Raw genomic sequence first — 15600 nt, 5'->3', positions numbered from 1 at the left:
TCGGTCCGGGAGGATATGAAAGCAGCCGCGGCGAATTCGGTAGAGGAAAGGGAGCCGAACCGCGGCTCTTTTCCATGGAACGGTAGGGGGTTAAACCATGCATCCGGCGCGAATTTTAGTGGCGGAAGACGATGCCGAAATCAATCGTTTGATCGCCAAGTATTTGAACAAAGAAGGCTACGAGGTCCAATCCGTCTATAACGGCAAGGATGCGATGTCCCGACTGGCGGCCCAGGAATACCAACTCGTCATCCTGGACCTGATGCTGCCCAAAGCGGACGGATCGGAAGTGCTGCGCAAAATCCGCGAGAAGAAAACGACGCCGGTCATCATTCTATCCGCCAAAGACCGGGAAATCGACAAAATCGCCGGCCTGGAGCTAGGCGCGGACGATTATGTCACGAAGCCGTTTACGATCGGAGAATTGGTCGCGAGGGTTAAAGCCCAGCTTCGCCGCTACATCGACTTTACGCCGAACGCCGCCGCCGCGCCGCCTGCCGTATTGAAGCATGGCGGATTGCAGCTTGATACGGGGACATACGAAGCGAGCGTGGACGGCCGAAAGACGCCGCTCACGGCCAAGGAATTCGGCATCCTGAAGCTATTCCTGTCCCATCCGACCCGCGTGTTCACGAAGGCGCAAATTTTCCAGGCCGTATGGCAGGAAGACAGCCTGGCCGACGACAATACGGTGATGGTCCATATGAACCGGCTCCGGGCCAAGATCGAGATAGATCCGTCGAACCCCGTCTATCTTCAGACCGTGTGGGGCTTCGGCTACAAGCTGGGCGAGGGGAACTAGCATGCCGAATCTTATTCTGTATGCGTTCCTCGGCGCCCTTTGCCTTTTTCTGCTGACTCAGCATGCCCGCCTTCATCGCGAGCTGAAGCGCATGTCCCGAACCACGAAGGGGATCCGCGACGGCAACTTGAACTTGCGCTACCGGCTGCGCCTTCCTCGCAAGGGCCTGGAGAACCTCGGAGGAGAGCTGAACCGGCTGGTCGACTTCTTTCAAACTTCGCTCGAACGAACTCGCTTCCTGGAAGAAGAGAGGAAGCGCATGATCGCCAACATCTCGCACGACCTGCGAACGCCGCTCACCGCGCTGCTCGGATATATGGAGGCGCTCCGCAACGACGACGAGCTGTCGGAGGGAGAGCGGGACGCCTTCCTGCGCATCGCCTCCGCCAAAGGAGATGCCTTGCGGACGCTGCTGGAGCAGTTTTTCGAGCTGGCCAAGCTGGAAGCGGACGATGACGAGCCCGAGCTTGGAACCGTCGATCTGGCGGAGGCCGCTCGCGCGGCCGCGCTCGATTTTTACCCCGAATTCTTGAAATCGGAGATCGTCCCCGCGGTCGACATTCCCGATCGGACGGTCCAAGTCCGGGCGGACGAGACGTGGCTCCGGCGCATCCTGCACAACCTGCTGTCCAATGCGCTGCGCTACGGCCTCGACGGCAAGGAGATCGGCATCGGCCTGCGGGAGGAGCCCGACCGGGTCTGGGTCGACGTCTGGGATCGCGGCAAAGGAATTTCTCCCGAGGATTTGCCTCATATCTTCGAGCGGCTATACACCGGCGAAGCTTCCCGGAACGCCGCCCTTCAAGGGACCGGACTGGGCCTCACGATCGTGAGGAACCTGGTCGAGCGGCAGGGCGGCCGAATCGTCGCCAAGAGCGCGCCGGGCGAGAAAACCGTTTTTTCTTTTTGTTTGAACCGGATTTAAGATCTTTGTAAGAAATCCATAAGCGAATTGTGAAAACGGCAAGGTAAACTGGTTCTTGAAAGGGGGGCTATCCGTGAGCTACGTACTGCGAACGCGCCATTTGACCAAACGCTACGGACAAAAAGCCATCGTTCAAGACCTGAATATGAACGTGAGGGCGGGAGACATCTACGGTTTTCTGGGCCAGAACGGCGCCGGCAAGACGACCACGCTGCGCATGATTATGGGCCTCATTCGGCCGACGGCGGGGGAGATCGAATGGTTCGGCGAAGGGCGAGCAGGGGAGAGGGCAAGAGCGTTCGAACGAGTGGGCGCGATTATCGAGTATCCGGGTTTCTATTTGAACTTGAGCGCGGCCGACAATCTGGAGATCCATCGCCGGCTTATGGGAATGGGCAATAAAGAGGCCATCGACGACGTGCTGACCACGGTCGGCTTAATCGGCGCCAAGCGCCAGAAGGTGAAAAGCTACTCCCTGGGCATGAAGCAGCGGCTGGGAATCGCGAGGGCGCTGCTTCACCACCCGGAGCTGCTCATCCTGGACGAGCCGACGAACGGTCTGGACCCGGGAGGAATCAAGGAGATCCGGCAGCTCTTCCTCCGGTTGGCGAAGCAGCGCGGCATCACCTTCATCATCTCCAGCCATCTGCTCAGCGAGATCGAACAATTGGCCACGCGGGTCGGCATCATTCATCAAGGGAAGCTGCTGGAGGAGATCGACTACGAGGCGCTGCAGCGGAAATCGCGGCGCTACCTGGAGATCAAGGTAGACGACGAACGGCGGGCGGCTTATATCCTGGAGCAGCAGCTGAATGCATCCGACTATGTCGCAGCCGGCCCCGGCGTCCTGCATCTGTACGAGCATCTGGATCGGGCGGCGGACGTCAACTACACACTGGCCACCCACGGGATCGGCGTGAAGGGAATCGCGCTGTCGGGGGACAAGCTGGAAGATTATTTTCTGAAAATGACCGGGGGAGATCCGCTTGTTTAACGTGTTTTATGCCGAGCTGTTGAAGCTGAAGCATTCGAGGATGTTTTGGCTCGTTCTCGTCGGAGCCCTGCCCGCCAACCTGATTACGCTGTTCGTGATGATGCCGAAAGTATCGATGGACGGCGCGCGGGTCGGCGTGGATATGATGTACGTGTTTTACCGGCAAGGGATGATGCTGGTCATGATGGGGCCGTCGATGTTCACGATCATGGCTGCCTATATCTTCGCGCGCGAATATCAGGAGCGCACGATCAATCAGCTCTTCTCCTATCCGATCTCGCGGATTCGGATTCTCGCCGCCAAGCTGTCGGTCGTGTTCGCCCTGATTGCCGTCACCGCCGCGCTGTCCAGCATCCTGGCGTTGGGAGTGGGAGTCGTGCAGCTTATCAAACAAAACGCCGAATGGAATACGATCTGGCTCGGAATCCGGATGAACCTGATGGTCATCGTGCTCTCGTTCGGTACGGTTCCCGTGGCGGCCGCCTTCGGCATGGCGGGAAAAAGCGTCATTCCGGCCGCCGTCGTCGGTTCCTTCGCGACCATCGTTACGGTGATCGGAGAGATCGGACACGGAAGACAGAGCATTTTGTTCCCTTGGCTGACGTCTTATGGACCCGTCCGCCGCATGGCGCAAGAAATCGCCCAGGCCGGCTCCAACCCTTACGAGCCGACGGCGGCGTTGATTCTTACGGTGGTATTCCTCGTTTCGCTAACCTATTGCCTTTTCCATTACGTTCGGACGGACGTTCACAGCGGATCGTAAGGTTCGCTTGCGGCCGCAACGAGGACTGAAGTCAAACTAAAAACGTAATAATTACACTTAGGAGAACGTTTATGCGCACTTTTGAAATCTTGTTGATCCTGGCGAACGTGTCGTCCTTGTTTCTGAGCTTTAAAATGTCGTCCAGAAGGGTCTGGATCGGGACGGCCGGCGTCAATCTGCTGCTTCTTCTCGTACACGGCTTGTTCGAAGGCTTCCGTTACCAGCTGGCGTTTTCCTACCTGTTTGTCGCCTTGCTGGCGATGTACGCGCTTATCAAAATAAGCGGCAGGTTCATCGGCAAGAAGCTCCCGCGAGCGTTGAAGGCAGCCATCATCGGCCTATCCGTCGTCGGTCTTGCGGCTACGTCCTATCTGGCGCACGCTTTGCCCGTATTCACGCTTCCCAAGCCGACCGGAAGCGATGCGGTGGGCGTCCGGTACATGGAGCTTGTCGACGAGAGACGCGACGATCCTTTTCTCGCTCCGCCGTCCCGAAAGCGAAGGCTGATGGTCAAAATTTATTACCCGGCGCAGGACGACAGCTCCAAACGGTACGTTCCGTACTTTAACGGTTCGACCGAACTGATCCAATGGCTGACGGCCGGGTATCATCTGCCCGAGATCGCGTTTGATCAGCTCAAATTGGCGAAGACGCATTCGAAAGAAGATTTACCGCTATCCGGCAAGCAGCCAGACTACCCGGTCATCCTGTTCTCTCACGGAGCCGGCACCACGATGGAAGCTCAGACTTCCCAATGCGAGGACTTGGCCAGCAACGGGTATGTCGTCATGGCGATCGACCACACTTACTTGACGGCAGCCACCGTCTTCCCGGACCGGACGGCGACGCCTGTAGAGATTACCGCGCAGTTTCAAAAGGATGTTTCGGCCCAATTATCTCAAATCATGGCGGACGATCAGGAGTTCGTGTTGAATCAGTTGGGCGAAATGAACGACGGAGGTACGGATTCCATCTTTAAAGGAAAATTGAACCTGAACGAGATCGGTTCGATCGGCCACTCTCTGGGAGGTTCGGCAGCTTACAGCTTGGCGATTCGCGACAGCCGAGTCAAGGCGGCCATCGATTTGGACGGCACCGTCTACGACGAACCCGAAGAAGGAGCACCCATGGCGCCGTTTCTCATGCTCGCGAACGATCTTAATCACGTGCAAATGATTCAAAGCGGGAAGGGCTATCTGCAGAAGTTTGAAGAGATGACCGACGGGCAGCAGCAGGTTATCCTGTCGGATTACGGAAGCAAGAAAGCGTACGAGAAAGATTACGAGCGGGCGAATCGGGTAAGCGTCCGTTTGGCCGAGATTTTGAAGGCGTCCGGCAGCTTGTATACGATCAAAGGCAGCGATCACATGAAGTTTACGGATATCGGTCTCTTCGTCGGCGACCGCTTTTTGCGCAAGCTCATCGGCATCGGCGGTGATCTCGACCCGGCCAGCAATCTAAAAATAACGGAAGCCGTCACTTTGTCGTTTTTCGACCGGCATTTAAAGGGGGAGACCGAAGAGTCGATCGATTCGCTCGCCGTGAAGTACCCGGAATTGGAAAAGGTGGAATTGAATTGACGGGCAGGAGAACCGAGCTTCTTCGCCAATCCGATGAGCGAGAGAAAACCGAAGAAAGAAGACGAGGATTACAAGCGTGCTTGAGCGTCATATCCGCCGAAAGAAATCGAATAACTCCATTAATATTTAATTCCATTAAGTTAAATTCGACACGCACGCGCCTTCCGCCCAAGGAAGGGGGCGACTCGTTTGGCCTTCGTAAAAAGACTCCGAAGCGCTTCGTCATGATCGGCTCCTGAACGGACAAGAAGCCGGCGGGGCTTAGCCCCCGTCGGCCTCTTGCATCCGGTCAAGAAGATTTTGCTAGGCGGATCACGGACTCGATCGTTTCCCTCAACGTCTGGATAAACGTGCGCATGGCGTACCCGATGTATCGGTCGCTGCGGTAGATCAGGCAGATGTCCTGGCTCGGAACCGGCTGGTTCAGGCGGACGATCCGGATCTCCTCGCTTTCAAGGCTCGCGAGCAGCAGATGCGGGAGCACGGTGGCGCCGATTCCGCTCTGCACCATCCGAAGCAGGGAAGCGAGCGTCGTCGTCTCCAGGTGCGGCTTGAGGCGGAATCCTTTTTCCATGCAGAACCGGTCGATCAGGGCGCGGCACTGATGGTCGGCGGGGAAGAGAACCATATTCATGGACCGCAGCTTTTCCAGCGGAATCGAGTTCTCTCCGGCGACGGGATCGTGCGGATGGACCGCAAGCGAGAACTCTTCGTGAAAAAGGGGAATGACGGTCAGCCGATCGTCGGAGACGGGGCCGATCGTCACGCCGATGTCGATGGCGCCGTCCAATACCTCCTCCGTTACGTTCAGCGTTTCGCGCAAGGATAAGGAGATTTTGGGATACGTCCGGTGGAAGTTCATCACGAGGGAATCGAACAGCAGATCGGCGTCGCCGGGCAGGACGCCGATGGATAGCGAGCCCCCTTGCTTCAGCTTCAAGTCCGTGATCGCGTCTCCGGCCTGCCGAAGATGCCCGAATGCGGCCGCCCCGTGCTCCTTCAGAATCGCTCCGGCCTCCGTCAGCGCGATTTTTCTACCGATCCGGTCGAACAGAAGCACGCCCAATTCTTCCTCCAGCGACCGGATCTGCTGGCTGATATTCGGAGCGCTGACTCCCATCCTCTCGGCGGCGCGCGAGAAGTGAAGCTCTTCGCAGATGGCCATGAAATACTCCAATTGCCTCAATTCCAAAGCTCTGGCCTCCCATCCGGATTCGTCTTTCGTCTTCCATTGTTTCTTTTTCGAAACCTTGTTGTCAAGCGGACCGTTAATTGCCGCTTAACGTTTCGATAACCGTTGCGGTATCGATCGGACGGAGCAGCGGGCTTATACTGAACTCATCCCAAGCGTCACCCACTAAAGGAGGAGTTTACATGTCCCAAATTATCGTCCATTCCGCTCAAACGGTCCGCCAGCTGGTGCTCCAGCAAGTCCAAGCCATTCCGGAAGAGCTTTACGACATTCAACCCGCTGCGTTCAACAACACGATCCGCTGGAATATCGGACACATCATATTCTGGATGGACTCGTATCGCTCGCTTAGCTTCTCGGAAAAATCGGCTCTGCCGCCTTCGTACGCGGCGTTCTTCAACTCCGGAACGAAACCGTCGGACTGGACCGGCGCTCCCCCTTCGAAGGAGGAGCTGCTTGGACAGCTGACGCGTCAGCTCGACGGCCTGGCCGAATTGCCGCTTAGCGCATTGAACGAGCCGTTTCCGTCGCCGCTGCAGATGGGGCCGCTCACGTTCCGCCTCGCAGGCGAGCTGTTCAACTTCGGCTTGCTTCATGAAGCGATTCACCTGTCGGTTATCGGCAGCATGCTGAAGGTGATTCAAGCCGAACGTTAGACCGTTAGTGCGAGCGGAGAGCCGGGGAATGCCGGGTTGCCTTAAGGTCTTGGAAGAGACCGGAGGGCAGCCCTTTCGCGTTTTAAAAAGGCAGTCAGGCTGCCTACATGGACGGAATATCGCCGATTGCGATTGGCGAGCCAGTGGGCAGTCAGGCTGCCTCGTCGGATACAACCGATCGTTTTTTTGCTTGACATGCAGCCAAATGACTGCATATAATGCGGACATGGACAAGATGGATTCAATCTTCAAAGCCCTTGCCGACGGCAGCCGGAGAACGCTGCTCGATCGGTTGTTTCTTCGAAACGGCCAGACGCTGAACGAGCTGTGCGGGCATCTGGACACGACGCGGCAGTCGATCACCAAGCACCTGCAGCTGCTGGAGGAGGCGGGGCTCATCGTGGTCGAATGGCAGGGCCGAAACAAACGGCACTACCTGAACGCGGCCCCCATCGCCGAAATTTACGACCGATGGATCGGCAAGTTCGATCGCCTGCGCGTGGAAGCGCTGCAGGACTTGAAGAAGACGTTGGAGGTGAAGCATGAATCCGAATAACGGAACGTTTGCGTACGCGACGTACATCGCCACGACGCCCGAGAAGCTGTGGGAAGCGCTGACGACAGGGGATTTCACGAGAAAGTACTGGTTCGGAAGGGAAGTTCGATCCGATTGGGAAGAAGGATCGGCGGTCGTTTTCGTGGATGAATCGGGGCAGACGACGGACGCGGGCACCGTGCTGAAGTGCGAGCCGTACCGTCTCCTGTCTTACACGCTGAAGTGCGTGCATGACGACACGGAATACGTTCGGCAGCCGACGGTCACGATCCGGCTCATCCCGATGGAATCGGCGGTGAAGCTGGTGCTGAAGCACGAATGGCTGTCTCCGGGCGCTTTCCGCGGCGAGGAGGACGGCTTTATCGGCATCGACAACGGCTGGCCGGCCATTCTGAGCAATCTCAAGAGCCTGCTGGAGACCGGCCGCGCGCTGCCGGCCGTCACTTTGCAAGATCACTAGAAGGGAGCGATCTCGATGGATTTCGTCACTTCGAAGGACGGAACGCGCATTGTGTACGACCGCAAAGGAACCGGGGAGCCCGTCATTCTGGTGGACGGGGCGATGTGCCGCGGCACCGCCGGGCCAATGCAGCCGCTGGCCGCGCTGCTGGCGGAGCGCTTCGACGTCATCGCGTACGACCGGCGGGGAAGAGGGGAGAGCGGGGACACGCCGCCGTATGCGGTGGAGAGGGAGATCGAGGATATCGCCGCCCTGATCGAAGCGGCGGGAGGCTCGGCCCACGTGTACGGAATGTCGTCGGGGGCCGTGCTCGCCATCCGGGCGGCGGCCGTTCTCGGCGGCCAAATTCGCAGGCTTGCCCTCTACGAGCCGCCGACGACGACGCGGGACGGCGATGACGTCGCTCGCCATGCGGCGGCGGATTACGCCCGGGAGTTGAACGCCTTGCTGGCGGAAGGAAGAAGGGGCGACGCCGTCGCTTTGTTCATGCGGAAGGTCGGAGTACCTGCAGACGCAATCGCCGGCATGCGCCATGCGCCGATGTGGCCGGGCATGGAAGTGATCGCGCCGACGCTGGCGTACGACGACGCGGTCATGGGCGACGGCTCGGTGCCGAAGGAAGCGGCGCGAGCGATCCGGGTTCCTTCGCTGGTGGCGGATGGCGGAAGCAGCCCGCCCTTCCTGCGCGAAGCGGCGGATGCGGTCGCGTCTGCGCTGCCGTTCGCTCATCGCCTCACGTTGGAGGGGCAAACGCACGATGTCGCCGCCGATGCGCTCGCTCCGGCTCTGGCCGCTTTTTTCGGGAATGAAGGTTGATTTCGGTTTCCGGACTGTGATAAGATACCCATATCTTAAGGATTGGAGATGGGAAGATGGAGTAATGATTCTTGCTGCCGACGTTAAAACATCGAAGCGATTTCGTTTCGCCTGTTTTAGGGTCCAGGCAAGAAAGTTACTCTTCTTTCCAACTCAAACGACATACCCCGATCCGGCCTGACCCAGGGCTTGGATTCGCCGTATATCCATTTGAGCTGCGAGAAAGTAACTTTCTTGCAGCTTTTTCTATTTTTTACGGCAAGGGGATGATTTCATGTCGCTCATTAAAGTGACGAACCTGACATTCGCTTACGAAGGCAGCTACGACAACATCTTCGAGAACGTCAGCTTTCAGATCGATACCGATTGGAAATTAGGTTTTACGGGACGGAACGGCCGGGGCAAAACGACGTTCTTGAACCTGCTGCTCGGCAAATACGAATACGGCGGTCACATCTCGGCCAACGTGCAGTTCGAATATTTTCCCTACCCGGTCGAGAACAAGGACGACCAGACGCTGGACGTCGTCGCCGGCATTTACTCGGACTACGTTCACTGGGAGCTGGCGCGGGAGCTGTCGCTGCTCCAGGTGTCCGAAGACGTTCTCTATCGCCCGTTCGATACGCTGTCCAACGGGGAGCAGACGAAGGTGCTGCTGGCCGCGCTTTTTCTGAAAGAAAACAGCTTTCTGCTCATCGACGAGCCCACCAACCACCTGGACCTGCACGCAAGACAACTCGTCGGCGATTATTTGAAGGGCAAGAGCGGGTTCATTCTTGTGTCTCACGACCGCTCCTTCCTGGACCGCTGCGTGGATCACATTCTCTCCATCAACCGGACGAACATCGAAATTCAGAAGGGCAACTTCACCGACTGGCGGGAAAATAAACGGAGGCAGGACCAATACGAGCTGGCGGAGAACGAGAAGCTGAAGAAAGACATCAAGCGCCTCGAAGAAGCCGCGAAACGGACGAACGACTGGTCGAACGAGGTCGAGAAGACGAAATACGCCTCCCACAATTCGGCTGCGTTTATCGATCGGGGCTATATCGGCCACAAAGCCGCAAAAATGATGAAGCGCTCGAAATCGATGGAGCGGCGGCAGCAATCGGCGATCGACGAGAAGTCCAAGCTGCTCAAAAACATCGAAAGCTCCGAAAGCTTGAAAATTACGCAGCTTGCTTACCACAAGGGCAGGCTCGCGGAGCTGGACAAGGTGTCGATTCATTACGGCGACAAGACGGTCTGTTCCGATGTCAGCTTTACGATCGGGCAGGGAGAGCGGGTCGCGCTGATCGGCCGGAACGGCTCCGGCAAATCGAGCCTTCTCAAGCTGATTCTGGGCGAATCCATTCCGTACGACGGAACGTTCCGCAAGGGAAGCCAGCTTCGGATTTCCTACGTCTCCCAGGACACGTCGCACTTGAAGGGCAATCTGACGGAATACGCCCGTGAGCACGACATCGACGAAAGCTTGTTCAAAGCGATTTTGCGCAAGCTCGATTTCTCCCGGGACCAATTCGAGAAGGACATCTCCGCGTTCAGCGGCGGCCAGAAGAAGAAAGTTCTGATCGCCCGCAGTCTCTGCGAAAAAGTCCATTTGCTCATCTGGGACGAACCGCTCAACTTCGTGGACGTCATCTCCCGCATGCAGATCGAAGACCTGCTGCTCGAGCATGCGCCGACCATTCTGTTCGTGGAGCACGATCGGGAATTTTGCGAGAACGTGGCGACGAAGGTCGTGGAGCTTTAACGCCCCATCCTCAAGTCCGCAATCCGGAAGAACCGCGCAAGCGGTTCTTTCTTTATAATGATGGAATGACATTTTTGAAAAGAAAGGATGCGAATGATGGCAAATTTAAAGCCTTTTCTTCTGTCGGACGATGCCAAGGGGCAGGCAGAGTTTTACGTTAAAGCCTTGGGAGGAGAGATTCTGTCGATCTTGACGTACGGTCAGGCGATGGGTCTGCAGGACGAAAGAAAAGAAAAAGTGGTCCATCTGTGCGTCGCGGTTGCCGGGGGACAAGCCATCTTCATGAAGGATTCCTTCGAGCCGGTCTCGCACGGTTCCGGATTGCTCCTCAACCTTTCATATCCGAAGGAAGGGGAGGCGAGAATCGCTTTCGGAAACCTGGCGTCCGGCGGGGAGGCGAAGGTTCCGTTCGAGAGGCAGCCCTACGGCTTATTCTATGGCGAGGTGACGGACAAGTACGGGGTATTGTGGATGGTGACGGCGGACCGGGCGGACGAAGACCGGAACTGACCGCAAACGAAGAAGTGGCTCGCCGACGAAAGCCGGCGAGCCTCGCTTCTTCACAGATCCTGCGCGATCTCCCAAATATGGCCGGCAGGGTCGGCGAAGCTGGCTGTGCGCCTTCCCCAGGGACGGTCGATCGGGCCGTTCAGCAGCGACACTCCGCGTTTGCGCAGCGCCTCGCACATGGCGTTCACGTCGTCTACAAGGATCGTGAACTGGAACCGCGAGCCGGCTTCGATCCCGGCGACTTTCGCCGGGTCGATCAGACCGGGTGCCTGCCGAATCTGCAGCAAATTCACGTTCAGGTTCCCGAAGCTCAGCACCGCGCTGTTCTCGTCTTCATAGAACGGATGCAATTCGAATACGTCTTGATAGAACTTCTTCGCAAGGGGCAGATCCTCCGCGAACAGCGTTATCGTTTCCACTTGCACGTTTTTCCAGATGGACATGTCCACACCTCCATATTGTCAAATGATAGCACACATACGGTCGGCACGTTTCTTCGCTCTTGCGTTGTTTGCCGCTGGCGCTCTCTTTTTTTTCGTATCTTACATCGGTATAATAGGATTGAATTCCGATTCGGAGAGGAGAGTTTGACGAATGCAGTATGCGTATCTGGGACGCTCGGGATTGAAAGTGAGCAGGCTGTGTCTGGGCACGATGAATTTCGGCGTGGACACGGAGGAGAAGGACGCTTTTCGGATCATGGACGCAGCGCTGGATGCGGGCGTCAACTTCTTCGACACGGCCAACATCTACGGCTGGGGCGAGAACGCCGGCCGCACCGAAGAGATCATCGGCCGCTGGTTCGCGCAGGGCGGACAGCGCCGGGAGAAGGTGGTGCTCGCTACCAAGTTCCACGGGGATATGAGCGACAAGATGGACGGACCGAACGGCGCTTCCGGCCTGTCCTCCTATAAGCTTCGCCGCCATCTGGAAGGCTCTCTGCGCCGGCTGCAGACCGACCATATCGAGCTGTACCAGATGCACCACGTCGATCGCAACGTCTCCTGGGACGAGCTTTGGGAAGGCTTCAGCGTGGCGATTCACCAAGGAAAAATCGGCTATGTCGGCTCCAGCAACTTCGCCGCTCGCGACCTGGTGAAGGCGCAGTATGAAGCGAAGAGCCGCCATATGCTCGGCCTCGTGTCCGAGCAGCACAAGTTCAGCCTGCTCTGCCGGCTTCCCGAGCTGGAGGTGCTTCCGGCCTCCGAAGAGCACGGACTCGGCGTCATCGCCTGGAGTCCGCTGGACGGCGGCCTGCTGAGCGGACATGCGCTGAAGCCGCAGAGCGGCTCCCGGCGCGCGAACAATCCGGAGCGCGCCGAGAAGCACCGCGCCCAACTGGAAGCGTTCGAGAAGCTGTGCCGCGAGCTCGGCGAGAGCGAGGCGAACGTGGCGCTCGCATGGACGCTGACCCGCCCGGCGATGACCGCGCCGATTATCGGACCGCGTACGATCGAGCAGTTCGAGGATTCGCTGCGCGCGGTCGAGATCGAGCTGGACGAGCGGACGCTCGCCCGCCTCGACGAGATCTTCCCGGGTCCGGGAGGAGACGCGCCGAAGGCTTACGCATGGTAACCGTACGACGGCGCGATTCCAACTAACCTTACCTTTCGACTGGCCGATCAACCTCTTCATCCGGGTTGAACCGGCCTTTTTTTCTAGGCGACGGCTCGAATTGTGATGGTTCGATGATTCGGCCGCTATTGAATCAACGAGATCTTGCGCTTATGCTGGGCCTGAGCGGCGATGCGCGAATATCCCAAATCGTCGGAACGAAGGGGAGAGAAGGATGAAGAGAAAGTTCGGATGGCTGGGAATATCGCTTGCGGCGGCGGCGATTCTCCTCGTCTCGTGCAAGGATAAAGAACCGGAGGAGACGCCGAGAGAGGCGTTCCAGGCGTATCTGGCGGATTGGAAGATCCAAAATTACGCCGGCATGTACGCGCGGTTGACGCCCGAGTTGAAAGCGAAGATGACCGAAGAGCAGTTCGCCGAACGCTACCGGAAAATCTACGACGGCATCGGCGAGGAGAACCTGGCCTTGGAGGCGATCCCGCCTGCCACGGCGTCCGCGGAGAGCGATCCGGCCGCGTCGCCGGGGGAGACGGAGCTCGGCTTCCGGCTGGCGATGGACACGTCGGCGGGACCGATTCGGTTCGAGCATGAGGCGAAGCTCGTGCAGGTCGAGGAGGAGCAGCGCAAACGCTGGAAGGTGGCATGGGAGCCCTCGCTTATTTTTCCGGGGATGAAGGACGGGGATAAAGTGAGGGTCACGTCCTCGCGCGGCGAACGGGGAGAGATCGTAGACCGCAACGGGAACGGCCTCGCCGTGAACGGAACGGCGCTGCAGCTCGGGCTCGTTCCCGGCAAGATGAGCGAGAATTCGGACGCCGATCTGGCGAAGCTCGCCGGACTGCTCGGCATCGACGCGGCCGACATCCGCAAGAAGCTCGGGGCTTCCTGGGTCAAGCCGGATCTGTTCGTGCCGATCGCCATCGTGCCGGACGGCGATGTGGACCGCTACACGGACATTCCGGGCGTTACTTTCCAGAAGAAGAAGGTGCGGGTATATCCGTACGCGGAGGCGGCCACCCATCTGACCGGCTACCTCGGGGAAGTGACCGCCGAACAGCTTGATCGTCTGAAGGAGAAAGGATACGGGGCGGGCGACGTCGTCGGCCAAGCGGGATTGGAGCAGGTGTTCGAGGACCGGCTCCGGGGAACGCAGGGGACGAAGATTGCGATCACGGACGAGAGCGGCCAGGAGAAAAGCGTGCTGGCGGAAGTGCCGGCCAAGCCCGGAGAGACGATCCGGCTGACGATCGACGCGGATTTGCAGCGGACGGTCTACGGCGAGCTGAAGGACGAGAAGGCGAACGCCGCGGCGATCGACCCGAAGACGGGGGCGGTTCTGGCTCTTGTCAGCACGCCGGCTTACGATCCGAACGCCTTCGCCAGAGGAGTGACTCCGCAGCAGTACAAGGCTTGGAGCGAGGATCCCCGGCAGCCTTTTCTGAACCGGTTCACGAAGACGTACGCCCCCGGTTCTTCCTTTAAAGTGATGACCGCGGCGATCGGCCTCGATTCGAAGACGCTCGACCCGAACGAAGCGAAGACGATCCAAGGGCTCACTTGGACGAAGGACGCCTCCTGGGGCGAATACTACGTCAAGCGCGTGCACGACGTCAACCCGGTCAATCTGCAAAATGCGCTCGTCTATTCGGACAATATTTACTTCGCTCAGGCGGCGCTTACCGTCGGCAAAAGCGCCTACGTGACGGACGCCGCCAAGTTCGGCATGGGCGAAGCGCTTCCGCTTCCGTATCCGTTCAAGAAGTCGCAGCTGTTCAACAAAGACATGAACACCGAGATTCAGCTTGCCGATTCCGGCTACGGACAAGGGGAAGTGTTGATGACTTCGCTTCACGTGGCGCTGGTCTACTCCGCGCTCGTAGACGGAGGGAACATCGTCTATCCCCGAATGACGGAGGAAGACGGCGGTTCGGCGCCGGCTTATTGGAGAGAAGGGGCGATGACGCCGGAGACGGCGGAGCTGCTGAAGCAGGATCTGATCAAGGCCGTCAGCGACCCGCACGGCGTCGGCCACGGCGCGGCCGTTCCCGGAGCCGCGATCGCGGGCAAGACGGGAACGGCGGAGCTGAAGCTGACGAAGGGAGGAGAAGGGACGGAGAACGGCTGGTTCGTCGGCTTTAACGCGAACGATCCGAAGCTCCTTCTGGCCGTCATGGTCGAGGACGTCAAAGGGCGCGGAGGCAGCGGCTTCGTGACGCCGAAGGTGAAGCGGATTTTTCAGCAGTCGCTGAAGACGGGTTCCTGAAAAACATAGCCTTTGCCGCGAATGTTCTCGATGGAGAGGGCGTAATCGGTTTTTTTGCGGATGCGGTACAGAAGGGAATTGATCTCCTCCGCGCTGGCTGCGCGGGCGGGGTCCATCCCTTCCGGACGCTCCGGCCACACGTACCGGACGATCTCCTCTTTCGAGACGAATTGCTTCTCTTTGCGCACAAGCAGCTCCAGCAGCCGGAATTCTTTCTCGGAAAACGCGAAGCTGCGAGGTCCCAGGCGCAGAGTGTAACGGACCGGATCGAGCTCGTACTCCGGCTTCACCCCGGTGAGTTTGGCCGACAGGCGCTCGTGGCGGAGGGTAAAGTCCAGCGTCTCCTCCAGCGGGCGAGGGCCGAATGCCAGCTCGATCATGCCGCGGGCCAGCGAGATGCGGTCTCCCGAAGCGAGCAGCGCCGGTACGAACGGCTGCAGCGGCACGCCGTTCAGGTTCGTGCCGTGCTTGCTGGCCAGATCGGTCAAGTAGTAGCTTCCGTCCAGGAAGCGGATCGAAGCTTGCCTGCGGGAGACATAGGCATTGTCGAAGGCGATGTCCGGTCCTTCGGACGAAGCCCTTCGGCCCAGGCGGGTGACGGTTCTATCGAGTACCAACGCCGTTCCGTCCTCGTAGGGAGCGCCGCGACTGACGATCAGGCAGAATGGAAGGGAAGAGTTCAAGCGATATCGACCTCGTTTTCGTATCGGTGTCGGAAAATTCGTCAGGGCTGTACATTTATTGGACGAGGTGAA

Annotated in this window: 16 protein-coding genes; 13 read left to right on the top strand and 3 right to left on the bottom strand. The window is 58.6% G+C overall.

What is annotated here, in order from left to right; genetic code table 11:
• Positions 1 to 97 precede the first annotated feature (97 nt).
• From H7C18_RS05775 to H7C18_RS05755, 5 genes are all read left to right on the top strand, one after another.
• The gene (locus H7C18_RS05775; RefSeq protein WP_185128074.1) at positions 98 to 802 is read left to right on the top strand and encodes a response regulator transcription factor; all 705 of its coding nucleotides are present in this window, start codon (positions 98 to 100) and stop codon (positions 800 to 802) included.
• A gap of 1 nt (position 803) precedes the next feature.
• Positions 804 to 1727, top strand: coding sequence for a sensor histidine kinase (locus tag H7C18_RS05770; RefSeq protein WP_185128073.1), 924 nt, complete (start codon positions 804 to 806; stop codon positions 1725 to 1727).
• A gap of 73 nt (positions 1728 to 1800) precedes the next feature.
• On the top strand, positions 1801 to 2721 hold the full coding sequence (locus tag H7C18_RS05765) for an ATP-binding cassette domain-containing protein (RefSeq protein WP_185128072.1): 921 nt from the start codon (positions 1801 to 1803) through the stop codon (positions 2719 to 2721).
• 1 nt (position 2722) lies between these two features.
• Positions 2723 to 3484 (top strand): ABC transporter permease, encoded by a 762-nt coding sequence (locus tag H7C18_RS05760; protein WP_337913025.1) that lies wholly within the window; start codon positions 2723 to 2725, stop codon positions 3482 to 3484.
• Positions 3485 to 3555: 71 nt separating this feature from the next.
• On the top strand, positions 3556 to 5064 hold the full coding sequence (locus H7C18_RS05755) for an alpha/beta hydrolase family protein (RefSeq protein WP_185128070.1): 1509 nt from the start codon (positions 3556 to 3558) through the stop codon (positions 5062 to 5064).
• A 289-nt stretch (positions 5065 to 5353) separates the two neighbouring features.
• Here H7C18_RS05755 and H7C18_RS05750 read toward each other — a convergent pair whose 3' ends face one another.
• Entirely contained in the window at positions 5354 to 6256 is a 903-nt protein-coding gene (locus H7C18_RS05750; RefSeq protein ID WP_185128069.1) for a LysR family transcriptional regulator, read from the bottom strand.
• A 182-nt stretch (positions 6257 to 6438) separates the two neighbouring features.
• Here H7C18_RS05750 and H7C18_RS05745 point away from each other — a divergent pair, with 182 nt between their 5' ends.
• From H7C18_RS05745 to H7C18_RS05720, 6 genes are all read left to right on the top strand, one after another.
• On the top strand, positions 6439 to 6912 hold the full coding sequence (locus tag H7C18_RS05745) for a DinB family protein (protein WP_185128068.1): 474 nt from the start codon (positions 6439 to 6441) through the stop codon (positions 6910 to 6912).
• A gap of 235 nt (positions 6913 to 7147) precedes the next feature.
• Positions 7148 to 7468, top strand: a complete 321-nt coding sequence (locus H7C18_RS05740) for an ArsR/SmtB family transcription factor (RefSeq protein WP_185128067.1) — start codon at positions 7148 to 7150, stop codon at positions 7466 to 7468.
• A complete protein-coding gene (locus tag H7C18_RS05735; RefSeq protein ID WP_185128066.1) occupies positions 7455 to 7928 on the top strand; it encodes an SRPBCC family protein in 474 nt (157 codons plus the stop codon). The genes H7C18_RS05740 and H7C18_RS05735 overlap by 14 nt, the downstream gene beginning before the upstream one ends.
• Positions 7929 to 7943: 15 nt before the next feature.
• Positions 7944 to 8744 (top strand): alpha/beta fold hydrolase, encoded by an 801-nt coding sequence (locus H7C18_RS05730; RefSeq protein ID WP_185128065.1) that lies wholly within the window; start codon positions 7944 to 7946, stop codon positions 8742 to 8744.
• Between the two features lie 274 nt (positions 8745 to 9018).
• Complete coding sequence (locus H7C18_RS05725) at positions 9019 to 10497, top strand: Lsa family ABC-F type ribosomal protection protein (RefSeq protein WP_185128064.1); 1479 nt, start codon at positions 9019 to 9021, stop codon at positions 10495 to 10497.
• A 96-nt stretch (positions 10498 to 10593) separates the two neighbouring features.
• Entirely contained in the window at positions 10594 to 11007 is a 414-nt protein-coding gene (locus H7C18_RS05720) for a VOC family protein (RefSeq protein ID WP_185128063.1), read from the top strand.
• Between the two features lie 50 nt (positions 11008 to 11057).
• Here H7C18_RS05720 and H7C18_RS05715 read toward each other — a convergent pair whose 3' ends face one another.
• Positions 11058 to 11450, bottom strand: coding sequence for a VOC family protein (locus tag H7C18_RS05715; protein WP_185128062.1), 393 nt, complete (start codon positions 11448 to 11450; stop codon positions 11058 to 11060).
• A gap of 151 nt (positions 11451 to 11601) precedes the next feature.
• Here H7C18_RS05715 and H7C18_RS05710 point away from each other — a divergent pair, with 151 nt between their 5' ends.
• On the top strand, positions 11602 to 12582 hold the full coding sequence (locus H7C18_RS05710; protein WP_185128061.1) for an aldo/keto reductase: 981 nt from the start codon (positions 11602 to 11604) through the stop codon (positions 12580 to 12582).
• A 214-nt stretch (positions 12583 to 12796) separates the two neighbouring features.
• A complete protein-coding gene (locus H7C18_RS05705) occupies positions 12797 to 14845 on the top strand; it encodes a penicillin-binding transpeptidase domain-containing protein (RefSeq protein WP_185128060.1) in 2049 nt (682 codons plus the stop codon).
• Here H7C18_RS05705 and H7C18_RS05700 read toward each other — a convergent pair.
• Positions 14818 to 15528: an FHA domain-containing protein gene (locus tag H7C18_RS05700; protein ID WP_185128059.1), complete on the bottom strand. Its 711-nt coding sequence runs from the start codon at positions 15526 to 15528 to the stop codon at positions 14818 to 14820. The genes H7C18_RS05705 and H7C18_RS05700 overlap by 28 nt on opposite strands.
• Between the last annotated feature and the right edge of the window lie 72 nt (positions 15529 to 15600).

This window comes from Cohnella zeiphila (assembly GCF_014212055.1).
GTDB classification, from domain to species: Bacteria; Bacillota; Bacilli; order Paenibacillales; family Paenibacillaceae; genus Cohnella; species Cohnella zeiphila.
The sequence above is the reverse complement of the archived record's forward strand: the minus strand, read 5'-3'. Positions and strand labels throughout refer to the sequence as shown.

Excerpts from the sequence above, each read along its gene's own strand:
- H7C18_RS05775 (WP_185128074.1), top strand. The coding sequence starts at position 98 with ATGCATCCGGCGCGAATTTTAGTGGCGGAAGACGATGCCGAAATCAAT.
- H7C18_RS05770 (WP_185128073.1), top strand. The coding sequence starts at position 804 with ATGCCGAATCTTATTCTGTATGCGTTCCTCGGCGCCCTTTGCCTTTTT.
- H7C18_RS05755 (WP_185128070.1), top strand. The coding sequence starts at position 3,556 with ATGCGCACTTTTGAAATCTTGTTGATCCTGGCGAACGTGTCGTCCTTG.
- H7C18_RS05745 (WP_185128068.1), top strand. The coding sequence starts at position 6,439 with ATGTCCCAAATTATCGTCCATTCCGCTCAAACGGTCCGCCAGCTGGTG.
- H7C18_RS05740 (WP_185128067.1), top strand. The coding sequence starts at position 7,148 with ATGGATTCAATCTTCAAAGCCCTTGCCGACGGCAGCCGGAGAACGCTG.
- H7C18_RS05735 (WP_185128066.1), top strand. The coding sequence starts at position 7,455 with ATGAATCCGAATAACGGAACGTTTGCGTACGCGACGTACATCGCCACG.
- H7C18_RS05730 (WP_185128065.1), top strand. The coding sequence starts at position 7,944 with ATGGATTTCGTCACTTCGAAGGACGGAACGCGCATTGTGTACGACCGC.
- H7C18_RS05725 (WP_185128064.1), top strand. The coding sequence starts at position 9,019 with ATGTCGCTCATTAAAGTGACGAACCTGACATTCGCTTACGAAGGCAGC.
- H7C18_RS05720 (WP_185128063.1), top strand. The coding sequence starts at position 10,594 with ATGGCAAATTTAAAGCCTTTTCTTCTGTCGGACGATGCCAAGGGGCAG.
- H7C18_RS05715 (WP_185128062.1), bottom strand. The coding sequence starts at position 11,450 with ATGTCCATCTGGAAAAACGTGCAAGTGGAAACGATAACGCTGTTCGCG.
- H7C18_RS05710 (WP_185128061.1), top strand. The coding sequence starts at position 11,602 with ATGCAGTATGCGTATCTGGGACGCTCGGGATTGAAAGTGAGCAGGCTG.
- H7C18_RS05705 (WP_185128060.1), top strand. The coding sequence starts at position 12,797 with ATGAAGAGAAAGTTCGGATGGCTGGGAATATCGCTTGCGGCGGCGGCG.